Source organism: Georgenia soli, assembly GCF_002563695.1.
In the GTDB taxonomy this organism is placed as follows: Bacteria; Actinomycetota; Actinomycetes; order Actinomycetales; family Actinomycetaceae; genus Georgenia; species Georgenia soli.
Genome location: NZ_PDJI01000004.1, coordinates 2,693,040 through 2,715,330, shown reverse-complemented (window position 1 = coordinate 2,715,330; position 22,291 = coordinate 2,693,040). Strand labels below are relative to the sequence as shown.

20 protein-coding genes and 3 tRNA genes are annotated in these 22,291 nt (G+C 73.5%); 10 read left to right on the top strand and 13 right to left on the bottom strand.

Going from position 1 to position 22,291, the window contains the following annotated elements:
* Nucleotides 1-24 precede the first annotated feature (24 nt).
* From ATJ97_RS13585 to ATJ97_RS13550, 8 genes are all read right to left on the bottom strand, one after another.
* The gene (locus tag ATJ97_RS13585; protein ID WP_098484205.1) at nucleotides 25-294 is read right to left on the bottom strand and encodes a GlsB/YeaQ/YmgE family stress response membrane protein; all 270 of its coding nucleotides are present in this window, start codon (nucleotides 292-294) and stop codon (nucleotides 25-27) included.
* A gap of 183 nt (nucleotides 295-477) precedes the next feature.
* The gene (locus ATJ97_RS13580) at nucleotides 478-1,992 is read right to left on the bottom strand and encodes a DEAD/DEAH box helicase (protein WP_098484204.1); all 1,515 of its coding nucleotides are present in this window, start codon (nucleotides 1,990-1,992) and stop codon (nucleotides 478-480) included.
* Nucleotides 1,993-2,228: 236 nt separating this feature from the next.
* Nucleotides 2,229-3,137, bottom strand: a complete 909-nt coding sequence (locus tag ATJ97_RS13575; RefSeq protein ID WP_098484203.1) for an EamA family transporter — start codon at nucleotides 3,135-3,137, stop codon at nucleotides 2,229-2,231.
* Nucleotides 3,134-4,057 carry an AEC family transporter gene (locus ATJ97_RS13570; RefSeq protein WP_098484202.1) on the bottom strand — a complete coding sequence of 308 codons (924 nt, stop codon included), beginning with the start codon at nucleotides 4,055-4,057 and terminating at the stop codon, nucleotides 3,134-3,136. Before ATJ97_RS13570 ends, ATJ97_RS13575 begins: the two co-directional genes overlap by 4 nt.
* A 97-nt stretch (nucleotides 4,058-4,154) precedes the next feature.
* Nucleotides 4,155-4,949, bottom strand: a complete 795-nt coding sequence (locus ATJ97_RS13565) for an endonuclease/exonuclease/phosphatase family protein (protein WP_170037463.1) — start codon at nucleotides 4,947-4,949, stop codon at nucleotides 4,155-4,157.
* A gap of 11 nt (nucleotides 4,950-4,960) precedes the next feature.
* Nucleotides 4,961-5,374: a peptide-methionine (R)-S-oxide reductase MsrB gene (gene msrB / locus ATJ97_RS13560; protein WP_098484200.1), complete on the bottom strand. Its 414-nt coding sequence runs from the start codon at nucleotides 5,372-5,374 to the stop codon at nucleotides 4,961-4,963.
* Between the two features lie 83 nt (nucleotides 5,375-5,457).
* Nucleotides 5,458-7,335: a mechanosensitive ion channel family protein gene (locus tag ATJ97_RS20080; protein ID WP_211287236.1), complete on the bottom strand. Its 1,878-nt coding sequence runs from the start codon at nucleotides 7,333-7,335 to the stop codon at nucleotides 5,458-5,460.
* Between the two features lie 93 nt (nucleotides 7,336-7,428).
* Complete coding sequence (locus ATJ97_RS13550; RefSeq protein WP_098484199.1) at nucleotides 7,429-7,929, bottom strand: GNAT family N-acetyltransferase; 501 nt, start codon at nucleotides 7,927-7,929, stop codon at nucleotides 7,429-7,431.
* Between the two features lie 120 nt (nucleotides 7,930-8,049).
* Here ATJ97_RS13550 and ATJ97_RS13545 point away from each other — a divergent pair, with 120 nt between their 5' ends.
* The gene (locus ATJ97_RS13545; protein WP_098484198.1) at nucleotides 8,050-9,108 is read left to right on the top strand and encodes a PfkB family carbohydrate kinase; all 1,059 of its coding nucleotides are present in this window, start codon (nucleotides 8,050-8,052) and stop codon (nucleotides 9,106-9,108) included.
* A gap of 1 nt (nucleotide 9,109) precedes the next feature.
* On the top strand, nucleotides 9,110-9,994 hold the full coding sequence (surE, locus tag ATJ97_RS13540; RefSeq protein WP_098484197.1) for a 5'/3'-nucleotidase SurE: 885 nt from the start codon (nucleotides 9,110-9,112) through the stop codon (nucleotides 9,992-9,994).
* An 87-nt stretch (nucleotides 9,995-10,081) separates the two neighbouring features.
* Here the strand turns inward: surE and ATJ97_RS13535 are convergent, their stop codons facing one another.
* The gene (locus ATJ97_RS13535; RefSeq protein WP_098485466.1) at nucleotides 10,082-10,438 is read right to left on the bottom strand and encodes a metallopeptidase family protein; all 357 of its coding nucleotides are present in this window, start codon (nucleotides 10,436-10,438) and stop codon (nucleotides 10,082-10,084) included.
* Nucleotides 10,439-10,599: 161 nt separating this feature from the next.
* Between ATJ97_RS13535 and ATJ97_RS13530 the strand changes: the two genes are divergently transcribed.
* From ATJ97_RS13530 to ATJ97_RS13510, 5 genes are all read left to right on the top strand, one after another.
* A tRNA-Glu gene (locus tag ATJ97_RS13530) sits at nucleotides 10,600-10,672 on the top strand.
* Nucleotides 10,673-10,740: 68 nt separating this feature from the next.
* Nucleotides 10,741-10,814, top strand: a tRNA-Asp gene (locus ATJ97_RS13525).
* Nucleotides 10,815-10,856: 42 nt separating this feature from the next.
* A tRNA-Phe gene (locus ATJ97_RS13520) sits at nucleotides 10,857-10,929 on the top strand.
* A 132-nt stretch (nucleotides 10,930-11,061) separates the two neighbouring features.
* Nucleotides 11,062-12,003 carry an ABC transporter ATP-binding protein gene (locus ATJ97_RS13515; protein WP_098484196.1) on the top strand — a complete coding sequence of 314 codons (942 nt, stop codon included), beginning with the start codon at nucleotides 11,062-11,064 and terminating at the stop codon, nucleotides 12,001-12,003.
* The gene (locus ATJ97_RS13510) at nucleotides 12,000-14,798 is read left to right on the top strand and encodes an ABC transporter permease (protein WP_098484195.1); all 2,799 of its coding nucleotides are present in this window, start codon (nucleotides 12,000-12,002) and stop codon (nucleotides 14,796-14,798) included. Before ATJ97_RS13515 ends, ATJ97_RS13510 begins: the two co-directional genes overlap by 4 nt.
* Nucleotides 14,799-14,909: 111 nt before the next feature.
* On the opposite strand, the gene ATJ97_RS13505 is transcribed toward ATJ97_RS13510, so the two are convergent.
* A complete protein-coding gene (locus ATJ97_RS13505) occupies nucleotides 14,910-17,390 on the bottom strand; it encodes an ExeM/NucH family extracellular endonuclease (protein WP_170037459.1) in 2,481 nt (826 codons plus the stop codon).
* A gap of 348 nt (nucleotides 17,391-17,738) precedes the next feature.
* On the opposite strand from ATJ97_RS13505, the gene ATJ97_RS13500 reads away from it, so the two are divergent.
* On the top strand, nucleotides 17,739-18,185 hold the full coding sequence (locus tag ATJ97_RS13500; RefSeq protein WP_098484193.1) for a phage holin family protein: 447 nt from the start codon (nucleotides 17,739-17,741) through the stop codon (nucleotides 18,183-18,185).
* Entirely contained in the window at nucleotides 18,182-18,490 is a 309-nt protein-coding gene (locus tag ATJ97_RS13495) for a DUF3618 domain-containing protein (RefSeq protein ID WP_098484192.1), read from the top strand. The genes ATJ97_RS13500 and ATJ97_RS13495 overlap by 4 nt, the downstream gene beginning before the upstream one ends.
* Nucleotides 18,491-18,597: 107 nt before the next feature.
* Here ATJ97_RS13495 and ATJ97_RS13490 read toward each other — a convergent pair whose 3' ends face one another.
* On the bottom strand, nucleotides 18,598-18,825 hold the full coding sequence (locus tag ATJ97_RS13490) for a BldC family transcriptional regulator (protein ID WP_098484191.1): 228 nt from the start codon (nucleotides 18,823-18,825) through the stop codon (nucleotides 18,598-18,600).
* 288 nt (nucleotides 18,826-19,113) lie between these two features.
* Here ATJ97_RS13490 and ATJ97_RS13485 point away from each other — a divergent pair, with 288 nt between their 5' ends.
* Nucleotides 19,114-19,305, top strand: a complete 192-nt coding sequence (locus ATJ97_RS13485; protein WP_098485465.1) for a DUF3073 domain-containing protein — start codon at nucleotides 19,114-19,116, stop codon at nucleotides 19,303-19,305.
* 190 nt (nucleotides 19,306-19,495) lie between these two features.
* Here the strand turns inward: ATJ97_RS13485 and purM are convergent, their stop codons facing one another.
* Nucleotides 19,496-20,620: a phosphoribosylformylglycinamidine cyclo-ligase gene (gene purM, locus ATJ97_RS13480; RefSeq protein WP_098484190.1), complete on the bottom strand. Its 1,125-nt coding sequence runs from the start codon at nucleotides 20,618-20,620 to the stop codon at nucleotides 19,496-19,498.
* Nucleotides 20,617-22,188, bottom strand: a complete 1,572-nt coding sequence (gene purF, locus ATJ97_RS13475; protein ID WP_098484189.1) for an amidophosphoribosyltransferase — start codon at nucleotides 22,186-22,188, stop codon at nucleotides 20,617-20,619. Before purF ends, purM begins: the two co-directional genes overlap by 4 nt.
* Nucleotides 22,189-22,291 lie beyond the last annotated feature (103 nt).

Genomic DNA, 22,291 nt, shown 5'->3' with positions numbered 1-22,291 from the left:
ACAGGCCACTTCTCGGCTCAGGCGTCAGCGCGTCGCGCGTCGACCCGTGGCAGCCATGTAGATCCCGATGAAGACCACCGCCGCGATGATCGAGATGATCCACCGGATCCAGTCGATCCCGCCCGTCTCACCGACCCCGAGGAGTCCCGAGAGCCAGTAGCCGACGGCGGCACCGAGGGCGCCGAGGACGATCGTCCAGATGACGCCGATGTTCTGGTCGCCCTTCATGACCAGACGGGCGAGGGCGCCGATCACGGCGCCGAAGATGATGAGACCGATGAGCTCACCAACCATGGGAGCACCTCCCTAATCTCGTCCGCACGGGCGTGCGGGCGTTGGTCCTACGAACAGAAGAAGCGTCGCAGGTACAGGGAGGACTCGCATCCTGAAACGAGTCACAGGTGCGTCACAAGTTGTTCAGCGCCCTGTGCGGCGGCCTCGACTCAGCGGTTCACGGCCCCGCGCGGCGGCCTCGACTCAGCGGTTCACGGCCCCGCGCGGCGCGCCCTGGGCGGCTCCTGCGCGACGACGACGTCCCGGCCGTGCCCGCCCGCCGGTCGACGCGGCCGGCGCGGCGGAGCCGGTGTTCACCGGGGCGCCGACCGATCGGCCGTTGACAGTGGTGCGGGCCGAGCCCGCCCCGCTCGTGCCGGTGCTCGCCCGTCCGGCGGCGGAGCCTCCGCGACGACGGCGCGAGCCCCCGGAGGCCCGTCCGGCCCCGGGCTGCTGCGGCGCTGGCTTGCGCGAGGCGGCCAGCGGCGCCCGCTGCGGGTCGACGACGGCGGCCACCTCGCCGACGAGCTCGGCCACCCGCGGGTCGTCCGCCGTCACGCTCACGGGCGCGGCGGAGATCTTCGCCGCCCGGGCCAGCGACCGGAAGTCGCTGCGCTGCTCGGGCAGGACGACGGTGACGACGTCGCCGCCGTGGCCGGCGCGCGCCGTGCGGCCGGAGCGGTGCAGGTACGCCTTGTGCTCGGCGGGCGGGTCCACGTGGACGACGAGGTCGACGTCGTCGACGTGGATGCCGCGGGCGGCGATGTCGGTGGCCACCATGACGCGCACCTCGCCGGACGAGAAGGCGTCGAGCCCGCGCTCGCGGGCGTTCTGCGAGAGGTTGCCGTGCAGCTCCACGGCGGGCACGCCGGACGAGGTGAGCTGGCGCGCGAGCTTCTTGGCCTGGTGCTTGGTGCGGGTGAACAGCAGCCGGCGGGCGCTGCCGGAGGCGAGCGTGCGGACGAGCTCGTTCTTCGCGTCGGTGGAGGGCACCAGGAAGACGTGGTGCTCCATGGCGGCGACGGGCGAGGACGCCGTGTCGACGCTGTGGTGCAGCGGGTTGTCGAGGAACTGGGTCACGAGCTTGTCAACGCCGTTGTCCAGGGTCGCCGAGAAGAGCAGACGCTGGGTGCCGCGCGGCGTCGCCCGCAGGATCCGGGTCACGCCGGGCAGGAAGCCGAGGTCGGCCATGTGGTCCGCCTCGTCCAGGACGGTGACGGCGATCCGGTCGAGGTGGATCAGGCGCTGGCCCATGAGGTCCTCGAGGCGGCCCGGGCAGGCCACGACGATGTCGACGCCGCGGTTGATGGCCTCGACCTGCCGGTTCTGGCTGACGCCGCCGAAGATCGTGGTCACGCTCAGGCCCGCGGCGGTTGCCAGCGGGGTGATCGTCTCGGCGATCTGGGTGGCGAGCTCGCGCGTCGGGGCCAGCACGAGCCCGCGCGGGTGCGCGGGCCTGGTGCGCCCGGCGATCGACTCGCCCGAGGGCACGAGGGCGGCGAGCCGGGCCACGAGGGGCAGCGAGAACGCGAGCGTCTTGCCGGAGCCCGTGCGGCCGCGGCCGAGCACGTCGCGGCCGGCGAGCGTGTCGGGCAGCGTCGCGGTCTGGATCGGGAAGGGCGCGGTGATGCCGCGCGTGGTCAGCGACCGCGACAGGAGGCCGGGGACGCCCAGGGCGTCGAACGAGGCGGTCGTGGGCGCAGGGGTGTTCTGGGGCACGAAGAGGTACTTCTCTCAGCAGAAGGTCACCGCAGGCATCTCCGCTCACTCGTCATCGGCGGGGCGAGTGCCCGCCGGCGCGGTGGCCGTGCAGTGCGATGTCGGGGCGCGGTTGACGCGCCACCTGCCGCCCAGTATCGCACGTGCCGGTCCGGAATGCCCAGGGTGCGCCCTCTGGGACATCGCTCACGGCCCGCTGGGATCCGGGACGCCCGGACCGCGCTGTGCTCCCCGGCTCAGCCGGGCGGAGGTGCGTCCGGCCGGTCCAGCCGCGGTTCGGGATCGCCCTCCCGGCTGGCCAGCAGCACCGCGACGGAGATGAGGACGAGGCCGACCGTCTCCCCCGCCGTCGGCACCTGCCCGAGGACCACCAGCCCGGCCGCGAGAGACGTCGCGGGCAGGAGCGAGGTCAGCAGCGCGAAGGTCGGTGCGGCGAGGCGGGTGAGGGCGACCTGCTCGATGGCGTACGGCACGAGCGAGGAGAGGATCCCCACGCCCACGACCGTGGCGAGGAGCGCGAGGTCCCTCAGCGCGATCCCGACGGTCGGCGCGGCGACCGGCGCGTAGACGACGGCGGCGACGGCCATCCCGGCGGCGAGGGACGTCAGGCCGTCCCGCCCGGCGGCGATCCGCCGCCCCAGCAGGATGTAGACCGCCCACGCGGCCCCCGCGAGGACCGCGAGCAGCACGCCGGGGGCGGTGCCCGGGTCCGACCAGTCCAGCCCGAGCCCGCTGATGGAGACCACGCCCAGCAGCGCCAGGCCGATCGCGACGCGCACCCGCAGGCCCCGTCCAGCGAGCGCCGCGACCGCCACCGGGCCGAGGTACTCCAGGGAGACCGCGGTCCCGAGCGGGAGGTAGTAGATGGCGCTGTAGAAGAGGAGGTTCATCGCCCCGAGGACGACCCCGAAGAGGGCGGAGGCCGCCAGCGTGCGACGGGTCCACGGCGCCCGCCACGGACGCCGCCAGACCAGCAGGAAGGCCCCCGCGACCAGCATCCGCCACCAGGCCACCGTCGTCGCCGGCATGTGGACGAAGAGGCCGACGGCCACGGCGGCGCCGAGGTACTGGCTGGCGCCGGAGACCATGAACATCGCCGGGGCCGGGACGGCAGGGCGGCGGCCCGGTCCGCGCGGCAGGCTCATCCCAGCACCCCCACGAGGGCCACCACGACCGGCACGCAGCCGATCGTGGTCACGAGGATGACGTCGCGCACCATCGGCACCGCCCGGCCGTACCGCATGGCGTAGACGAAGACGTTCTGCGCCGTCGGCAGGGCCGCGACGATCACGGGGGCGAGCAGCTCCTTCCCGGTCAGCCCGAACGCGTGGGCACCCAGGAGGTAGGCGAGCAGCGGCCCGCCGAGGTTCTTCAGCACGACGGCGGTCCACAGCGGCGCCCGCACCTCGCCGCGCCCGGGCAGGGGCGCGCCGTGCAGGGAGACGCCGAAGGTGATGAGCATGGCGGGGATCGCGAGGTCGGCGACCATGTCGACCGGCAGCGCGAGCACCTGCGGGACGCGCACGCCCGTGAGGGAGACGACGAGGCCCAGCAGCACCCCGATGACGAGCGGGTTGCGCACGGGCATGGTCACCGTCTGCGTGAGGGAGACGCCGCGCCGCCCCGTCTGGGCGTCGAGCAGGGAGAAGCTGACGGGCACCATGACGAGCAGCTGCAGCAGCAGCACGGGGGCGATCGCGGCGGCGTCACCGACGGCGAAGACGAGGAGCGGGATGCCGAGGTTGCCCGCGTTGACGTAGCTGGCCGTCAGGGCGCCCAGGGTCAGCTCCGCCCCCCGCTGCCGCAGCAGGACGGCGCAGACGAGCGTGTAGGCGGCCGCCAGGGCGAGCGCGGTGAGGACGTTGACCAGCGCGGCCGCCGAGAAGACGTCACCGACCTCCGCCGCCGCCACCGTGCGGAACATCAGCGCAGGTGTCGCCGCGAAGAACGTCAGGCGGCTCAGCACGGTGTCGGCGCCCTCGCCGAGGACTCCCCACCGGGCGAGCGCGTACCCGAGCGTCACGACGATCGCGAGGGTCGCGAAGCCGGTGAGCACACCTGCCACGCGTTCCCCCTCCTCCGGTCCGGTCCGGGCTCATCCTCCCACCGCCGGCCGGGGTGCCCGGCGCACGTCCAGGGGCGGGGCCGGCGCCGTCGCCGGCTCAGCTCCGGTGCACGTCCACGCTGAGCCCGGCGTGGTCGGAGACGGAGAGGTGGTGGACGACGGCGGGGCCCGTCGCCACGAGGCCGGAGGCGAGCAGGTGGTCGAGCTGGGTGCGCGGGCGGGCGTTGGTGAAGGTCAGGCCGGCCGCGAGCGGGGCCAGACGCCCGTCGGCGACCACCTCCGAGGACGCCACCGCGGCGGCGTCGAGGTTGAGGTCTCCGCCGAGCAGGTGCGGGCCGGGCAGGGTCAGCAGCGCTCCAGCCGCGGCGGTGAGCTGCCGGCGGGCGACGTCGGGCCTGACCGACAGGTGCGTGACGCCGACGCTCACCGGCCCCGCCCCCGTGCGCAGCACGGCGGCCAGGAGCACGCGCGTGGGGTCCCACGTCCAGCCGAGGGGCGACCAGGCCGGGCGCCCGGTGCGCCGTCGGGGGCCTCCACCGCGCAGCCGCATCACGTGCCAGGTGGCGACGGGCAGCCGCGTCAGCAGGGCCACGCCGTAGCCGCGCGCGGGCGTGGAGACACGGGCGGGCAGGGGGACGCCCACCCGCGTGCCGGCGATGTTCGCCGCGAACCGGTGGGCCATCCCCAACCGCTGCGCGAGGGTCGCGGCCTGGTCCAGGCCGCCGGAGCGGCGCAGGTTGCGGTCGACCTCCTGGAGCAGGACGACGTCGGCCCCCGTGGCCGCGATCTCCTCGGCCGCCCGGTCCAGCGTCGTCGCGCCGGCCGGGCCGCCGGCGTCGACTGCGGTCCGGGCGGGGGCGGCGTGCTGGAGGTTGAGGGTGAGGACGCGCACGGCGGGCGCCGTCAGGCCTGGCCCCCCTCGCCGTCGGCCTCGAAGGTGAGCGAGACCGAGTTCATGCAGAACCGGTCACCGGTGGGGGTCTGCGGCGCGTCGTCGAACACGTGACCCAGGTGGGAGCCGCAGCTGGCGCACAGGACCTCGGTGCGGACCATCCCGTGCGACCGGTCCTCGACGAGCTCGACGGCGTCGGACTCGGTCGGCGCGTAGAAGCTCGGCCACCCGCAGTGCGCCTCGAACTTGGTGTGCGAGCGGAACAGCTCGGCACCGCAGGCCCGGCACCGGTAGATGCCCTCACGGTCCTCGTTCAGGAGCTTGCCGGTGAACGGCCGCTCCGTGGCGGCCCGCCGCAGCACCTGGAACTCGAAGTCGTTGAGCTCTGCCCGCCACTCCTCGTCGGTCTTCTCGATCTTCGTCATGGCTCCATGGTGCGCCACCGAGGTCCGGACGCGCACGCGGCGGGGCCCGCACGCGCGGCATGGCGGCGCGCCCGTCGCCCCGGTCAGCCGTCGTCGGCGTCGTGCGTGGCGTCGCGGCCGAGGATCCGCGTGGGCGAGTCCTCCGCCGGCGCTCGCCGCTCCGCGTCGGCGGGGCGGCGCACCCGGTCGCCGTCGCCGTCACCGTCGTCGTCCGCGGCACGGCCCGCGTGCGTGGCGCGGTCGTCCGAGGCACGCTCGTCCGCGGCGCGACGCTCCGCCGTCTGCTCCCGCTCCTCGTAGACGTGCTCGCCGGGCCCGCTGAACGCCTGGGCGCGCTCCTCCGCCTCCGGCGAGCCGGTGAACAGCGACGACTCGTGGCCGGTGGTCGTCGTCGCACCGAGGACGGCGGTCCTCTCGCGGGCCTGCTCGGCCGAGGCCCGGCCGGTGCGCTCGCGCACCGGCGTCCGGCGCAGCGGGCGGCTGACCGGGATCTCGGGCTCCTCGGCCCCGTCCGGTCCGGCCACCCTGCCCTCGGACGCCTGCCGGGCGGCCTCGAGCTCCCCGAGGTCCATCACCTCGGTGGAGTCGCCGGAGGGCCGCGGCCGGTGGCCCGACGGCAGGCGGCCGCCGTGCTCGCGGGCGCGGCGACGGTCCTCGCGGTCCGCCCGGCGGCGGGCGCGGCGCGCGGCCACCGCCCGGGCCTTCCGGATGTCGGTGTCCTCGGGGAGCGGCGGGGCGAGCAGGGTGTCGTCCTGCGGGAGGTGCCCGGCGCCGTCGAGCGCGGCCAGCTCCGCGGCGTCCGAGGCGAGCTCGGCCACGTCGGAGGCCAGCTGCCCGCGGTCGAGCTCCGCCGCGTTGTCCATCAGCTCCACGACGTCGTGCTCGTAGCGGCTGCGCGGCAGGGCGTACGGGGCGTTCGTCTGGACCCAGTCCACGAGGGCCTCGCGCAGGTAGTACTTGAGGTCGGTGAGGCTCGTGGCGTCCTTGCCGGAGACGAGGGCGCGGATGCGGATGACGCCGTTGGTCGCGTCCTGCACCTGCAGGATGCCCACGCGGCCGTCCCACAGGTCGGTGGCGGCCAGGAGCCGGTCGAGCTCGGCGCGCATGGCCGGCACCGGGACGCGCCAGTCCAGGTCGAGCTCCACCCCGCCGAGCAGCGCGGGGGCGTGCCGGGTCCAGTTCTCGAACGGGTTCTCGGTGAAGTGCGTGGACGGCATGATCATGCGGCGGTCGTCCCAGAGCCGGACCACCACGTACGTCATGGTGATCTCCTCGATGTACCCGAACTCGCCCTCGACGATGACGATGTCGTCCACGCGGATGGCGTCGGTGAACGCGAGCTGCAGCCCGGCGAAGACGTTGCCGAGGGTGGTCTGGGCGGCCAGACCGGCGACGACGGAGATGACACCCGCGGAGGCCAGGATGGACGCGCCGGCCGCCCGGGCGCCGGGGAACGTCAGCAGGATGGCCGAGACGCCGAGGACGGCGACGACGGCGACCCCCACCCGGCGCATGACCTGGGACTGCGTCTGGACCCGGCGCGCGCGGGTGCTCACGGCCCCTTCGCCGACCTTGGCGAGGACCATGTCCTCCGCCACCCGGACCAGGCCCGCCACGAACCACGTCACGGCGGCGATCTCGACGATCAGCAGGCCGTGCTCGGCCACCCGGCGCCACAGCGGCGCCGCCGCCTCCTGCCCCTGGACCACCGGGTACGCGACGACCAGGCCGATCCAGGCCCCGACGGTGGCCAGCATGAGCTGCAGCGGCCGTCGGCAGCGCTGACGGATGAAGCCGGCGATGGGCCGGCCCCGCGCGACCACCCGGGTGACCGACGCCACCATGATGGCCGCGAGCAGGCCCGCGACGATCCCACCGCCGACCCACAGGACGATCGTCAGGAACTCGACGGTCTGCTCGACCGTCTCCCCCACCGTGTCACCAACCGTGTCCTGATCCATCCGACCAGGCTACGTTCGCAGCCTGGACGGTTCCTGGACGAAACCCGGGAGCGGTCGGCCGGGCCCCCGGGACGGCCCGGCGCGCGGCAGGAGCTAGAGCTCCTTGCCGAGGAAGAGATCGACGTACGGGTTCTCCTCGAAGGCGTCCACCGGCTCGTACCCGGCCGACTCGTACAGGGCGCGCGCCTCGGTGAGGGCGCGGTTGAGGCTGAGCACCACACGGCGCCCGCCGAGCGCCCGGGCACGGTTCTCGAGGGCGCGCAGCAGGAAGCGGCCGAGCCCCTGGCCGCGGACGTCCGGCACGAGCCACATGCGGCGCAGCTCCACGGTGCCCTCGTCGAGCACCCGCACCCCGCCGCAGCCGAGCACCTTGCCCGTGCCGAGCTCGGTGACGAGCAGGAAGTCCCCGTGCGGCGGGGTGACCTCCTCCGGCGGGACCCGCTCGAGGAGGTCCTGCTCGAACCCGCCCTCGAAGCGCTGGTCCAGCTCTGCGAAGTAGGCGGCCAGCGCACGCGCCGCCCGTTCGCTCGCCGCCTGCCCCTCGATGAGACGGACCGGCCGACCCGGGGCGCGGGTGCTCGACTCACTCGTCATCCCGTCATGGTGCACCGGGCGCCGCCTTCCTGCCAGACCCCGCCCGCCGGCACCGCTCGCCCCTCCCGCTCCGTCCGACGAACCCTCGCGCCCTGCGGCACCGACACCTAGGCTCGCCGCATGGACGTGACCAGCACCTTCGGGCCGGTCCCGGCAGGTGCCGACCCGGGCCGCGTGAGGTCCGCCGCGGAGGCTGCGTCGTCGTTCGTCCCCGACACCGTCCCCAGCGGCAGGCCCGCCCGGCCGCGGATCTGCGTCGTCGCGCCGACACCGCTGCTGGTGGTCGAGATCGCGTCCGCCCACGAGGAGTCCGGGCAGCCGAGCGACCATGCCGACATCCATCTCCACCCGGGCGGGCAGGGGCTGTGGGTGGCACGGATGGCGGTGTCGCTGGGGGCCGACGTGACGGTGTGCGCGCCCTTCGGCGGTGAGCTCGGCGCCGCCATCGCGCAGATGCTCAGCACCGACCAGCTCACGATCCACGGGGTCGCCTACAACGCGGGCAACGGCGCCTACGTGTTCGACCTGCGCGGGGAGGACCGCGAGACGGTGGCGCACATGCCGCCGCCGGCGCTGAACCGTCACGAGCTGGACGACCTGTACGGCACCGTGCTGGTGGACGCCCTCGAGTCCGACGTCCTGGTCGTCACCGGTGCGGAGCCGTCCTCCGTGGTGCCCTCGAACTTCTTCGGCCGGATCGTGCGCGACCTGCGCTCCGCGGGCAAGCCCGTGGTGGCCGACCTCTCCGCCTCCGCCGCCCGCGCGGCCGCCAGGGAGGGCCCCACCGTCCTGAAGATGAGCCACGAGGAGGTCGTCGCGGCCGGCTACGCCGAGCGGGACGACACCGCCTCTCTCCGCGCCGCGGCCGAGCACCTGGTGGCCGAGGGGGTGGGTGCGATGGTCGTCTCCCGCGCGGAGGCGCCCGCGCTCCTCGTCACGCCCGACGGCGCGAGCCGCGCCGTGGGACCGGTCGTCACCCCGCTCGACCACCGCGGCGCGGGCGACTCCATGACGGCCGGGATCGCCGTCGGCCTCGGCCGGGGCCTGGAGGTCATGGACGCCCTCCGGCTCGGTGCGGCGGCCGGTGCGCTCAACGTCACCCGGCGCGGGCTGGGGACCGGGCGACGGGACCAGATCGAACGTTTCGCAGGACGCATCACCATCGAGGAGCTGGACTGACGTGCGGGTACTGGTCACCAACGACGACGGGATCGAGTCGCCGGGCCTGACGGTCCTGGCGGAGGCGGCCCTGGACGCGGGGCACGAGGTCGTGGTGGCCGCCCCGCACCGGCAGTACTCCGGTGCGAGCGCCGCGCTGACCGCGCAGGAGTCGGACGGCCAGCTGGTCCTCGTGGACAAGCGCCCTCCCGGCCTTCCGGCGGAGGTGCGCGCTTTCGGCGTCAAGGCCGCACCCGGGCTTATCGGCTTCGTCGCCTCGTTCGGCGCGTTCGGGGACAAGCCCGACATCGTCATGAGCGGGATCAACCTCGGCGCCAACACCGGCAAGGCGATCCTGCACTCCGGCACGGTGGGGGCCGCGCTCTCCGCGTCCTCCCACGGCATCCGGGCGATGGCGGTCTCCATCGCCTCCGGCGACCCGCAGCACTGGGCCACCGCCCGCCGCGTCACGGACGAGGCGCTGGCCTGGCTGGTGGACCAGCCGGTCGGCGACCGGGTGCTCAACGTCAACGTGCCCGACATCGCCCCGGACCGTCTCCGCGGCATCCGGCCCGCAGGACTGGCCAGCTTCGGTGCGGTGCAGGCCCGCGTGAAGGAGCTCGGCACCGGCTACGTGCAGATGTCCTACACCGGCGTGGACGCGGAGGACGAGCCGGGCACCGACCACTATCTCCTGGCCCGCGGGTGGGCGACGCTGACGGTGCTGCGCGCACCGGTCGAGGACTCCTCCGGCCTCACGCTGCCCCGCATCGACGGCAGCCAGTCGGCCGCCGAGGGCCACGAGGGCGAGCCCCTGGTGGACGTCTCGACCGGGACGGTGATGTCGACCAGCACGGACCGCCCGTCGGGGGAGATCGACGACGGTGAGGGGGGCGCGCCGGTGTGACGGCGGCCGGGATGCGGGGCCCGGCCCCGTGCCCGACCTTGCCGCCCGCGCCCTCAGACCCAGGCGCCCCTCCGGCCCAGCCGCCCCTCAGGCCCAGCCGAGCTCGTGGAGCCGGGCGTCGTCGATGCCGAAGTGGTGGGCGATCTCGTGGACGACGGTCACGGCGACCTCCTCGACGACCTCCTCCTCGGTCTCGCACATGCGCAGGGTCGGCCCCCGGAAGATCGTGATCCGGTCCGGCAGGGAGCCGGCCGCCCACCACGAGTCCCGCTCGGTCAGCGGGGTGCCCTCGTAGATGCCGAGGAGGTCCTCCTCCCCCGCGAGCTGCTCGGCGGTGGGCTCGTCCTCGACGAGCACCACCACGTTGTCCATCTTCTCGGCCAGCTCCGGCGGGATGAGGTCGAGGGCCTCGGAGACGGCCTCCTCGAAGTCATCGCGCGACATGTCCACCACGGCTCCATCGTGCCCCGGCGGCGCCGTCGGCGGCGAGCGCGCCGAGTGACGAGCGGCACACCTCGCCGACTTTGCTCCGGAGCGCTTCTTCCCCGTATGCTGTCGGAGGTCTTGGGGCGCTCCGGCGTCACGGGCGTCCACAGCAGTAACGGGCCCCCATCGTCTAGTGGCCTAGGACCCCGCCCTTTCACGGCGGTAGCACGGGTTCGAATCCCGTTGGGGGTACGCACCACCAGCAGGACAAGCACCACAGCAGAACAGAACAGAGGTACCAGGCTCCACGCCTCACACGAGGCCCCGTAGCGCAGTTGGTTAGCGCGCCGCCCTGTCACGGCGGAGGTCGCGGGTTCAAGTCCCGTCGGGGTCGCCGGTACGGACGCCCGGTCGCAAGACCGGGCGTTCGTGTCAAGGCTCTGTAGCTCAGTTGGTAGAGCGTTCGACTGAAAATCGAAAGGTCACCGGATCGACGCCGGTCGGAGCCACATCGAGAAGGCCCCGCACCTGATGGTGCGGGGCCTTTGTCGTTCCCGCCGTCCACCGTGCGACGCGCGTCACCCACCGGCGGCGCCGGCCGGGCACGCCATGGGCGCCCCCGGTGCGACACAATCGGGGCCATGGGCAGGAACAGCGGCGACCTCCCCGTCGACCGCACCACAGTCGGCTCCGACGGCGCCGGGAGGTGGTGGAGGCGTGCGGGCACCTTGGTCAGCACGCGCGGCCGTGCGGCCGAGACCGTCTCCGAGGCGGGACCACGGCTGGTCGGTCCGGCAGACTTCTCGCCGGTCCCCGACCCGATCGTCACGGCCCGGGGTCTGAGCAAGGTCTACGGCTCGGGCAACACGCGCGTCCGCGCGCTCGACGGCGTGGACGTCGACCTCGCGCGCGGCGAGCTGACGGCGGTGATGGGCCCCTCGGGGTCCGGGAAGTCCACGCTCATGCACTGCCTCGCCGGCCTGGACTCCCCGAGCGAGGGCTCGATCGTCGTCGACGGCGTGGAGATCTCGCGGATGAGCCAGCGGCAGCTGACGAAGCTGCGCCGCACCCGCATCGGGTTCGTGTTCCAGGCGTACAACCTGGTGCCGACGCTGACGGCGGCGGAGAACATCACCCTGCCGATGGACATCGCCCGGCGTCCGGTGGACCGCGAACGGTTCGACACCATCGTCCGCACCCTCGAGCTCACCGACCGCCTCCACCACCGCCCGACCGAGCTCTCGGGCGGGCAGCAGCAGCGGGTGGCGTGCGCCCGCGCCCTGATCGCCGCGCCGTCCGTGGTGTTCGCCGACGAGCCGACCGGCAACCTCGACTCCACCGCCGCCGCCGAGGTGCTCGGGTTCCTGCGCACCAGCGTGGACGAGCTGGGTCAGTCCGTGGTCATGGTCACCCACGAGCCGACGGCGGCCGCGTACGCCCACCGGGTCCTCTTCCTCGCGGACGGTCGCCTCGAGGCGGAGCTGCGCGACCCCGACGCCGACTCCATCCTCGACGCCCTGCGCGAGCTCGGCGCCGCCCGGGAGGAACGCCGCGACCTCGCCCCGGCCGCGGCCCGGCGATGATCCGGGTCGCCCTCCGGGAGATCCGCGCGCACCTGGTGCGGTTCCTCCTGAGCGTGCTCGCGGTGACGCTCGGCATCGCGTTCGTCACCGGGACCTTCTCGCTGCGCGCGCTGCTCTCGGACACGTTCAGCTCGATCATCGCCTCGACCACCCAGGGCGACCTGTACGTGCGCGGACCGGTCGCCACGGCGGACCAGAGCGCCGACGAGCCCGCGCCGGGCAGCGCCGCCGAACCGACGGCGCAAGGACCGACGGCGCCTGAGCCGACAGCTGCCACGCCCACCGAGCCGGCCCAGACAACGCCGTCGGGCCAGACGGCGCCGTCGGGCGTGCCGACGGACGCGGTGCCGACGGCACCGGGCCAGGCAGCGCCGTCGGGCCTGCCGACGGACGCCACACCTCCCGCCGAGGCACCCACGGCCCCGCCGGACGAGACCGAGGGCGCGCGGGTGGAGACCCTCGGCCCGCAGCGCGACCCCGTCCCGCTCGACCTCGTCGACGAGATCCGGCCCGTCGAGGGCGTGGACCAGGCCGTCCCCGACCTGCTCGGCACCGTGGTGCTCATCGGGGCCGACGGGCAGGCGGTGGTCAACGGCCAGGCCCCGTCCCTCGGCAGCGTCCTCCGTGAGAACGACCCCTCCGGCACCCTCGTGCGCGGACGCGCGCCGCGCGACGCGAACGAGATCGCCCTCGAGACGACGGCGATGGAGACCTCGGGCCTCCACATCGGCGACCGCACCCAGGTGGTGGTGGGCGCCGGTGGGCTGACCGACGTGACGGTGGTCGGCGAGGCGACCTACGGCAACCCCATGGTCGGCACCACGCTCGTGCTGTTCGACGCCGCCACCGGCGAGGCGGCCTTCGCCCCCGACGGCCGCGTGCCGTCCATCGCCGTCTTTCTCAAGGACGGCGCCGACCGCGACGCCGTGGCTTCCGACATCAGGGCCGCCCTGGCCGACCACAAGGGCGTCTCCGTCGTCACGGGCGAGAAGGTGCGGCAGGAGGCCAACGAGGCGATCAACCAGCTGCTCGGCTTCCTCGGCACGTTCCTCCTCGTCTTCGCGCTCATCTCCCTGTTCGTCGGGGCCTTCATCATCAGCAACACGTTCGCCATGTCGGTGCGCCAGCGCCAGCGCGAGTTCGCGCTGCTGCGCGCCGTCGGCGCCTCGCCCGGCCAGGTCATGGTGACGGTGCTCGGCCAGGCCGCCGTCGTCGGGCTCCTGGGCTCCGCGGCGGGCATCGCGGGCGGCATCGGGCTCATCGCCGTCGTGCGGGCCTGGCTCGCACGGATGGGGATGGAGCTCGGCGGGCAGGTGGTCATCGGGCCGGCGCAGGCCGCCGCCGCCGTGGCCCTCGGCACCGGCATCTCGCTGGTGGCGGCCGCGATCCCGGCACGCCGCGCCGCGACCACCCCGCCGGTGGAGGCCATGCGCGACGACGTGGTGGTCGTCGAGCGGACGCTGCACGTGCGCGCCGCCGTCGGTGCGGTCCTGCTCCTCGGCGGGGTCGCCGCCGTCGTGCACTCCGTCCAGGAGGGCACGGACCGGGCCGGCACGTGGCTCGGGGTCGGCGCCGGGGCGGTCCTCCTCGGCGCGCTGGCCGTCTCCCCCGTGATCGCGCGCGCCGTGGTGCGCGTGCTCGCGTGGCCTTTCGTCGTGCTGCTGCGGCCGGTGGGCCGGCTGGCCCGCGGCAACGTCATGCGCAACCCGCGGCGCACCGCGAACACTGCCGGGGCGCTGATGATCGGGATGGCGCTGGTCGGGGCGTGCGCGGTGCTCGCCGAGTCCGCGCAGGCCTCCACCACCTCGATCGTCCGGTCCGAGTCCCGGGCGGACTTCTGGGTGCAGTCCGCCACCCGCGCCGTGCCGCCCGGGGCCGTGTCCCAGATCGAGCAGCTGGACGAGGTCGGCCGCGTGGACACCGTCACCGTCGGCCGCGCCCCGGTGACGGGACCGGACGGCACCGACGACACCTACCGGGTGGTCGGCCTGCCGTCCGACGCGTTCGGGCGGACGATCGAGGTCGACGTCGTCGACGGCTCGCTCGCGTCGCTGGCCGACGGCGACGTCGCCGTGAGCCGCACGTCCGCCGTCGAGCAGGGCTGGGCGGTGGGCGACAAGCTCACGATCAACGGCCCGGACGGGTCCCGCATCGCCCGGATCGCCGCCGTCGTGGCGTCGCAGCTGCTGGCGGCGCCGGTGATCATGGACGACGACACGTTCGCCACCGCCGTCCCCGACGGGCAGACCTCGGTGCTGGCCGTGCTCGTGAACGCCGCTCCCGGGGTTCCGGTGGACGAGCTGCGGGCTGCGCTCGACGAGACGGTGAAGCCTTACGTGGTGCTGACCGTCCAGGACGCCGAGGAGCTCACCGGCGCGCTGGCCGAGCAGGTGGACCAGGCCATGGTCATCCTCTACGCGCTGCTGGGCCTGAGCGTGATCATCGCGGTGCTCGGCATCGTCAACACCCTGGCGCTGGCCGTCATCGAGCGGACGCGGGAGATCGGCCTCATGCGTGCGGTGGGGCTTGGCCGGTTGCAGCTCGCGGCGACGATCACCGTCGAGTCGGTGCTCACCGCCGTCTTCGGCACCATCCTCGGCGTGCTGGTCGGCGTGGGCCTCGCGTCCGCCCTGCCGAGCGTCTTCGCCGACAAGGGGCTGACCGAGCTCGCGATCCCCTGGGACCTCCTCGGCGCGATGGTGCTGCTCTCGGGCGCCGTCGGGGTCCTGGCCGCCCTGTGGCCCGCCACGCGGGCCGCGTACCTGCCGGTGCTGGACGCCGTCACCCACGAGTGACGGAGCGGCTCCCCCGGGCCGTCGGACCGGTCGGGCACGAGATCGGCCCCGTCCGTAGGAACGGGGCCGATCTCAGGTCAGTCGGGCGTGCCGGGCGTGCCCGGCCCGAGCTCAGCGCCCGGCGTGGGCGGGACGCCCCTGCTGGTAGGAGTGGGCGGGACGGCCCTGCTCGTAGGAGTGGTCCGGCCGGTCGCCCGGCTTGCCGGACAGGTCCAGCCCGACCAGGACCGGGTCGTGGTCGGACGAGCGGTAGGCGTCGCCCGTCCAGTAGCCGGCCGAGCGGCCGAAGTCCAGGTTGTAGTCGAGGATGTCCGGCTCGTCGGCGTTGATGTGCCACTCGGCCGTACCCGTGACCTGGGCGGTGAGGGACTCGTTCGACAGCGCGTGGTCGAGGTAGCCGACCATGCCGTCGAAGACGTAGCCGTAGGCCTCGTCGCCGCCGAACTTCTTCACCAGGTCGGTGTACCCGGCGCTGGTGAAGGCGCGGATCGGGTCCTCGTGGTCGTAGGAGTTGAGGTCGCCGAGCACCAGGTGGTCGGGGTCCCCGCTGCCGGTGGGGTCACCGGCGAGGAAGTCGGCGACGGCCTCGGCGGCCGCGGTGCGGGTGAGGTTGCAGTTGCCCTGCCCGTCACCGGTGTCCGGGTCGCCCGTGCAGGCCGAGCCCTTGGACTTGAGGTGGTTGATCGACACGGTGAACACCTCGCCGGAGCCGATCTCGCGGAACGTCTGGGTGATCATCGGGCGGTTCTTGGTGTCGTCGAACCTGGGGTCCACCGAGGCGTCCAGCACGGCGAAGTCGCCGACCGGCGTCACCTCGCCGGGCTGGTAGAGGAAGCCGAGGCGGATGGCGTCGGTGCCGACCACGCCGGTGTCGATGAAGTCGTAGGTACCCGCGCCGAGGCGGTCGTTCAGGCCGGCGGCCAGGTCTGCGGCCGGCTCGACGCCCGGGGTGTTCTCCATCTCCATGAGTCCGACGACGTCGGCGTCGAGCTGGGCGATCGCCGTCACCGTCTTCTCGCGCTGGCGCTCGAGCTCCTCGGCGGAGTTGGCGCCGCGGCAGTCGACGTTGCGCTCCGGGCCGCAGATCGCCTCGCCCTCGTCGAGCGTGAGGAAGTAGTTGAGGACGTTGAAGCTCGCCACCTGCACCCGGCCGCCGACCTCGGGCGCCTCGGGCCGCGGGTTGACGGCTGCGTAGTCGCCGTACGTCGTCGGCTGGAGGCGGTAGACGCCGTGGGAGTTGTCGATGACGCCCTGGACCCCCGTGATGGTGTCGCCGCCGCGGAAGGTGTTCTCGGCGCTGAAAGGCTCACCGTTGCCGGGGTGCGGCACGGTCTGCGGGTTCTGCGCGCTGACGGCGTCGTCGAGCGTGATCGTGCGGCGGTCGTACTCCGCCAGCAGCGCCTGGGCCTCGGGGCCGGGCTCGACGACGGCGGTGGGCGTGTGGAGCCTGTCCTGCCCGTCGAGCGGCTTGGCCAGGACGATCTCGCCGAAGCGGTCGTAGTTGAAGTACTCGCTGACCACCAGGGTGTCGGTCAGCTCGACGAGCATGCCCTCGTACTGCTCCAGCGTCTCGGGCGTGGCGACGGGGAACGTCACGTCTGTGGGCACGATCGCCGCCGCGTCCCCGAGGACCTCGACGCGCGGACCGGTGAGCTGGGTCTGGGAGCTGCCGGAGCTGGTGTACTCGCTGACGGTGCCGGTCACGCGGACGAGCTTGCCGACCTCGACGCCGGCGGGGATCGACCGCGAGAAGACGAAGATGCCCTCGGACGTGGCGTCGTCGCCGTCGCTGTCCTCGGGCTCCTCCTGGACGTAGAAGCCGGACAGGCCCGGGGTGACGGCCGTGACGACCGCCTCGACGGTCTGCTCGCCCGAGCAGGCGGGGTCGAAGCGGGCACCCGCGCCCTGGATGTCGGAGACGAGCGCGACAGCCTCGTCAGGGTCCCCGCAGGTGTCCGTCCTCGGCGGGTCGACCTGGGTGCCCGAGTTCTGGGGGGTCACGACGGTGACGAACGTGAAGTCTGCGCTGTTGTCGTCGGTGTCCACGAATGTCGTGCGGGCCAGCGAGCCGACGGTGCCGGTGCCCCGCCCGGCGGGGGCGGCCGCGGTCTCGAACGTGTTCCCCGCGCCGTAGCCCAGGAGGTCGACCACTCGCTCGTCGCCGGCGACGTCGCCGACGGGCAGGGTCAGAGCCGCGGTTCCTTCGGCCAGAGCGAGCACCCCGTCGGTACCTCCGGGGTTGATGCCACCGGCGACCAGGTCGGGCGTCGGGAGGGCCGCGCCGTTGGACGCGTTGGAGCCGCCCTGGACCAGGTAGTACCCGCGCGCCGGGATCGTCCCGGTGAGCGGCGCCACTCCCGTGAAGCTGGCGCCCTTGGCCGACTTGTACTGCAGGCTCATGCCGGTGAGGTCCACGGGCTTGTCGGTGGGGTTGTAAAGCTCGACGAACTTGTGGGTGTACGGCTGGCTCGAGCTGCCTCCGACGAGATAGGCCTCGTTGATGATGACGCCGCTGCCGTCCGGGGCTGCGTGGGCCGGCACGACGGCGACCAGCGGGGCGAGGAGGACAGCGCCGACGGCCGCGGCAGCCACCTCCGCCTTCCTGGCCCTCGCACGACGGGGTGACGATTTCACGGTCGAACCTCCTGGATCCTCGCGGCACCGACCGAGGGTCGTTCCCGGACGGCAGTTTCCGCCTGACGTCGTCGTCATGGCGGGGACATCATCACAGGTCCCGCCGACACCGGGGTGACGAACCACGCACAGTTCACCGAGCATTCACCCGGGAGGTCGCCGCCCGCCTGCGCTCCCGCGGCCCGGGGACGTGGCACCCTTGGGCCTGAACGTGCACGTCAGGGTGAGGATCGAGATCATGGTCCGGACCCGGGCCGCTGCCCGTCAGTCGAACGAGGCGCCGAGGCGCCAGAGGAGGCGATAGCGGTGAGCACTGCCGCCGACAGCACCACCACGCCCGTCGTCGAGACGACGCGCGTCCCCGGTCCCGGCAAGGGCCGCAGCATCGGCGAGCTTGTGGCCTCGCTGTCCGAGCAGTTCTCCACGCTGGTGCGGGACGAGCTCCAGCTCGCGCAGGCGCAGCTCGCGGAGAAGGGCAAGCGCCTCGGGGCCGGCGCCGGTTTCCTGGGCGCCGCGGCGCTCGTGGCCTTCTACGGCGGCGGCGTCCTCCTGGCCGCGGCCGTGCTCGGCCTCGCGACGGTGCTGCCCGCCTGGCTCTCCGCCCTGATCGTCGGTGTGGTCCTGATGATCGTCGCCGGCATCGCCGCCCTGCTGGGCAAGAAGAAGATCGACGCCTCGAAGGAGTTCGCGCCGAAGCCTCAGGAGGGCTTCAAGGAGGACGTGGACGCGGTCAAGAAGGGGATCCAGAAGTGAGCGAGGACGCGAAGGAACGCAACGGGACCGCGCGGAAGCGCACCCCGGCGGAGATCGAGGCGGACCTCGCCAAGACCCGGATCGACCTGACCAACACCGTCAACGAGCTGAGCGACCGCCTGGACCCGCGGGCGCAGGTGGACGCCGCGAAGGAGAGCGCCAAGGCCGCGGCGAACGCCGCCTCCGCGCGTGCGAAGGGGTTCAAGGACGACGTCGCCGCCGGCGACCCGAAGACCCTCGGCGTCCTCGCCGCCGGGCTCGCCACCGCGGGCATCGCGATCCTGCTCAGACTGCGGGGACGCTGACCCCGACGGCTGGCACAGCACGGCTCGGCCGTCCGCACCGCTCCGGTGCGGACGGCCGAGCCGTTTCGTGCCCTGGCCGCTGCGGGACGGCCGGGGGGTGCGTCGGGTCAGCTGGCCGCGACGTGCCGGTGGGAGGCGTGCTCGGCGCTCCCGCTGGCGGCGAGCAGCTCCTCCACCTCCTCGCGGCGGAAGCGGCGGTGCCCGCCGAGCGTCCGGATCGACGAGAGCTTGCCGGCGTTCGCCCAGCGGGTCACCGTCTTGGGGTCGACCCGGAACCTGGCCGCCACCTCCGACGGCGTCAACAGCTGTTCATCGGCCCTTTCTGTCATCGCCATGAGTCCTCCTCGAGATGCGGCTTTCCGGCGCCTGCGTGGTGTGCGTCGTCCTTGTTGCAAGACAACCACCTCGAGGGCGCCGGAACCCGGGCCGATGGTCCCGACAATCTGGACGTAAGCGGCTTAAGGTGCCCACATCGAGGAGATGCTTCACACAGCCCCGTACGTGGTACGGAATGGCTGTGGAAGCCCTCGACCATGTACCGTGGGCGCACGACACAGATGACCACACACACGGGGCCGCACCGCACGGTGCCTGCCCCGGTTCTATTGGAGGGGGTCGACGCCATGGGGCGCGGCCGTCAAAAGGCCAAGCAGACGAAGGTCGCTCGCAAGCTGAAGTACTTCAGCCCCGAGACCGACTACCGGGCTCTCGAACGAGAGCTCGCGTCGCGTACTGACGACGTAGACGGAGACGACTACGACGACCAGATCCCTCCTGCTACGGACGACTGGGGCGACATCCGTTCGACCCGCTGATCCGTCGCGCCGGTCCTGGTGACCGGCGGGCTGTTCGTGTCATCTCTCCTGAAGGTCCGAGAGTTTCGCCGTGCCGTCATCTCGGTGACGGCACGGCGATGAGCTGCCGGCGCCGGACCGGCCCTGCCGACGGCGCTCCGAGCGTTGCCGGCAGGCACCTCCGGTGCCTGCGGGTCCCGAGCCTGCGCGCTCAGGACGTCCGGTAGGCCCCGTGGAGGCGGACGGCTCCGCCGTCGACCCCCTTGGTCCCGCGGACGGCCTCGCCGTCGGCGCCGGGGGCGCCGTCGTCCTCCTTCACGGTGCCCAGCACCCAGGAGTCGAACCCGTGCGCGCGCACGGCGGCGAGCGTGGCGTCGGCCGAGCCCGCCGGGACCACGGCGACCATGCCTACACCGAGGTTGAGCGTGCCCTGCAGGTCCGACCACGGCACCTGGCCGAGCTCGCGGACCATCTCGAAGACGGGCGGGACGGTCCAGCTGCTCCGGTCGACGTCGGCCACGAGCCCCTTGGGGAGCACCCGGGCGAGGTTGGCCGCGAGGCCGCCGCCGGTGACGTGGGTGAACGCGTGGACGTCGACGGCGGGGTCGTCGATGAGGTCGAGGCACGCGGGCGTGTACAGGCGCGTGGGCTCGAGCAGCTCCTCCCCCACCGTGCGGCCCAGCTCGGGCACGTGCCGCTCGAGGGACCAGCCCGCGACCTGGAGCACGCGGCGCACGAGCGAGTAGCCGTTGGAGTGCAGGCCGGACGCCGCCATGGCGACCAGCACGTCACCGGACCGGACGCGCTCGGGCCCGAGGACGGCGTCCGCCTCGACGACGCCGGTGGCGGCGCCGGCGACGTCGTACTCGTCCTCCGCGATGAGGCCCGGGTGCTCGGCGGTCTCGCCGCCGAGCAGCGGGGCGCCGACGATGGAGCAGGCCTCGGCGATGCCCCGGACGATGTCCGCCACGCGCTCGGGGACGACCTTGCCGGTGGCGATGTAGTCGGTCATGAGGAGCGGGCGGGCGCCCACGACGACGATGTCGTCGACGACCATGCCGACCAGGTCGTGGCCGATCGTGTCGTGGACGTCCATGGCCTGCGCGATGGCGACCTTCGTGCCGACGCCGTCGGTGGAGGTGGCCAGCAGGGGCCGGCGGTAGTCCTTGAGGGCGGAGACGTCGACCATGCCGGCGAAGCCCCCGAAACCGCCGACGACGGCGGAGGTGTGGGTGCCGCGGACGGCCGCCTTCATGAGCTCGACCGCGCGGTCCCCCGCCTCGGTGTCCACGCCGGCGTCGGCGTAGGTGATCGGCTGGTCGGGCGTGTCGGTCACGGGGCTGCTCCGGTCTGGGTCGCGGGACGGTAGGTGGCCGCGGCCTCGGCAGGCACACCCGGGATCTCTGGCCCGGCGACCGGCGAGTCGCCGGCGTCGGGGATGCTGGGGGCGTCGGCCCCCGAGACGGTGGCTCCGCCGCGGATGCGGATCGGGTAGTCGCCGGTGAAGCAGGCGGTGCACAGCCGCTGCTGGGGGAGCGTGGTGGCGGCGACCATGCCCTCCAGGGAGATGTACCCGAGGGAGTCCGCGCCCAGGTTGTCCCGGACCTCGTCCGTGGTCAGGCCGTTCGCGATGAGCTCGGCCCGGGTGGCGAAGTCGATGCCGTAGAAGCAGGGCCACTTCACCGGCGGGGACGAGATCCGCACGTGCACCTCGGCCGCCCCGGCCTCGCGGAGCATGCGCACGAGGGCCCGCTGGGTGTTGCCGCGGACGATGGAGTCGTCGACCACCACGAGGCGCTTGCCGGCGATGACCTCGCGCAGGGGGTTGAGCTTGAGGCGGATGCCGAGCTGCCGGATGGTGTCGGTGGGCTGGATGAAGGTCCGGCCCACGTAGGAGTTCTTGACCAGGCCCTGGGCGAACGGGATCCCGGACTCCTGGGCGTACCCGATCGCGGCCGGGGTCCCCGACTCGGGGGTGGGGATCACGAGGTCCGCCGCCACGGGGGTCTCGCGGGCGAGCATCCGGCCCATCTCGGTGCGGGCGGCGTTGACCGGCACGCCCGCGATCTTGGTGTCGGGGCGGGCCAGGTAGACGTACTCGAAGACGCAGCCGTGCGGCGTGGCCTCGGCGAAGCGGCGGGAACGCAGCCCGTCGGCGTCGATGATGATCAGCTCGCCCGGCTCGACCTCGCGGACGACGGAGGCGCCGACGATGTCGAGGGCGGCGGTCTCGGAGGCGACCGCCCAGCCGCGCTCCAGCCGCCCGAGGACGAGGGGGCGCACCCCGTGGGCGTCCCGTGCGGCGTAGAGCGTGTGCTCGTCCATGAATGCCAGGGAGAAGGCCCCCTCGAGGAGCGGCATCACGTCCATGGCGACGTCCTCGAGCCGGTCCCCGTCGGTGCTGGTGCCGCCGAGCAGCGCGGTGATGACGGCCGTGTCGGTGGAGGAGCCACGGCCGAGCTCGCCGCGCAGGTCCTTGCCGAACCGCTCCTGGACGATCTCCATCAGCTCGCGGGTGTTCGTGAGGTTGCCGTTGTGGCCGAGGGCGACGGTGCCGGAGGCCGTCGGCCCGAGGGTGGGCTGGGCGTTCTCCCACTCGGAGGCCCCGGTGGTGGAGTAACGGGTGTGGCCGATGGCGATGTGGCCCTTGAGGGGCTGGAGCGCCTGGTCGTCGAAGACCTGGGAGACCAGTCCCATGTCCTTGTAGACGAGGATCTGCTGACCGTTCGACGTGGCGATGCCCGCCGACTCCTGGCCGCGGTGCTGCAGCGCGTAGATGCCGAAGTACGTCAGTCGGGCGACGTCCTCGCCAGGGGCCCAGACACCGAAGACGCCGCACTCGTCCTGCGGCCCCTTCTCGCCCGGCAGCAGGTCATGGGAAAGCCGTCCGTCTCCGCGCGCCACCGGCCCATGGTCGCACACCGCGACAAGGCCCCGGGCGTGGCGTCCACGGGGCCGCGGCCCCGGAAGAACGGCCCGGGACGGCGGATCCGCGAGGTCGAGGCGG

Excerpts from the sequence above, each read along its gene's own strand:
- msrB (WP_098484200.1), bottom strand. The coding sequence starts at position 5,374 with ATGACGAAGATCGAGAAGACCGACGAGGAGTGGCGGGCAGAGCTCAAC.
- ATJ97_RS13485 (WP_098485465.1), top strand. The coding sequence starts at position 19,114 with ATGGGGCGCGGCCGTCAAAAGGCCAAGCAGACGAAGGTCGCTCGCAAG.
- ATJ97_RS13515 (WP_098484196.1), top strand. The coding sequence starts at position 11,062 with ATGGGCAGGAACAGCGGCGACCTCCCCGTCGACCGCACCACAGTCGGC.
- ATJ97_RS13550 (WP_098484199.1), bottom strand. The coding sequence starts at position 7,929 with ATGACGAGTGAGTCGAGCACCCGCGCCCCGGGTCGGCCGGTCCGTCTC.
- ATJ97_RS13535 (WP_098485466.1), bottom strand. The coding sequence starts at position 10,438 with ATGTCGCGCGATGACTTCGAGGAGGCCGTCTCCGAGGCCCTCGACCTC.
- ATJ97_RS13510 (WP_098484195.1), top strand. The coding sequence starts at position 12,000 with ATGATCCGGGTCGCCCTCCGGGAGATCCGCGCGCACCTGGTGCGGTTC.
- ATJ97_RS13490 (WP_098484191.1), bottom strand. The coding sequence starts at position 18,825 with ATGGCGATGACAGAAAGGGCCGATGAACAGCTGTTGACGCCGTCGGAG.
- ATJ97_RS13575 (WP_098484203.1), bottom strand. The coding sequence starts at position 3,137 with ATGAGCCTGCCGCGCGGACCGGGCCGCCGCCCTGCCGTCCCGGCCCCG.
- ATJ97_RS13545 (WP_098484198.1), top strand. The coding sequence starts at position 8,050 with ATGGACGTGACCAGCACCTTCGGGCCGGTCCCGGCAGGTGCCGACCCG.
- ATJ97_RS20080 (WP_211287236.1), bottom strand. The coding sequence starts at position 7,335 with ATGGATCAGGACACGGTTGGTGACACGGTGGGGGAGACGGTCGAGCAG.
- ATJ97_RS13585 (WP_098484205.1), bottom strand. The coding sequence starts at position 294 with ATGGTTGGTGAGCTCATCGGTCTCATCATCTTCGGCGCCGTGATCGGC.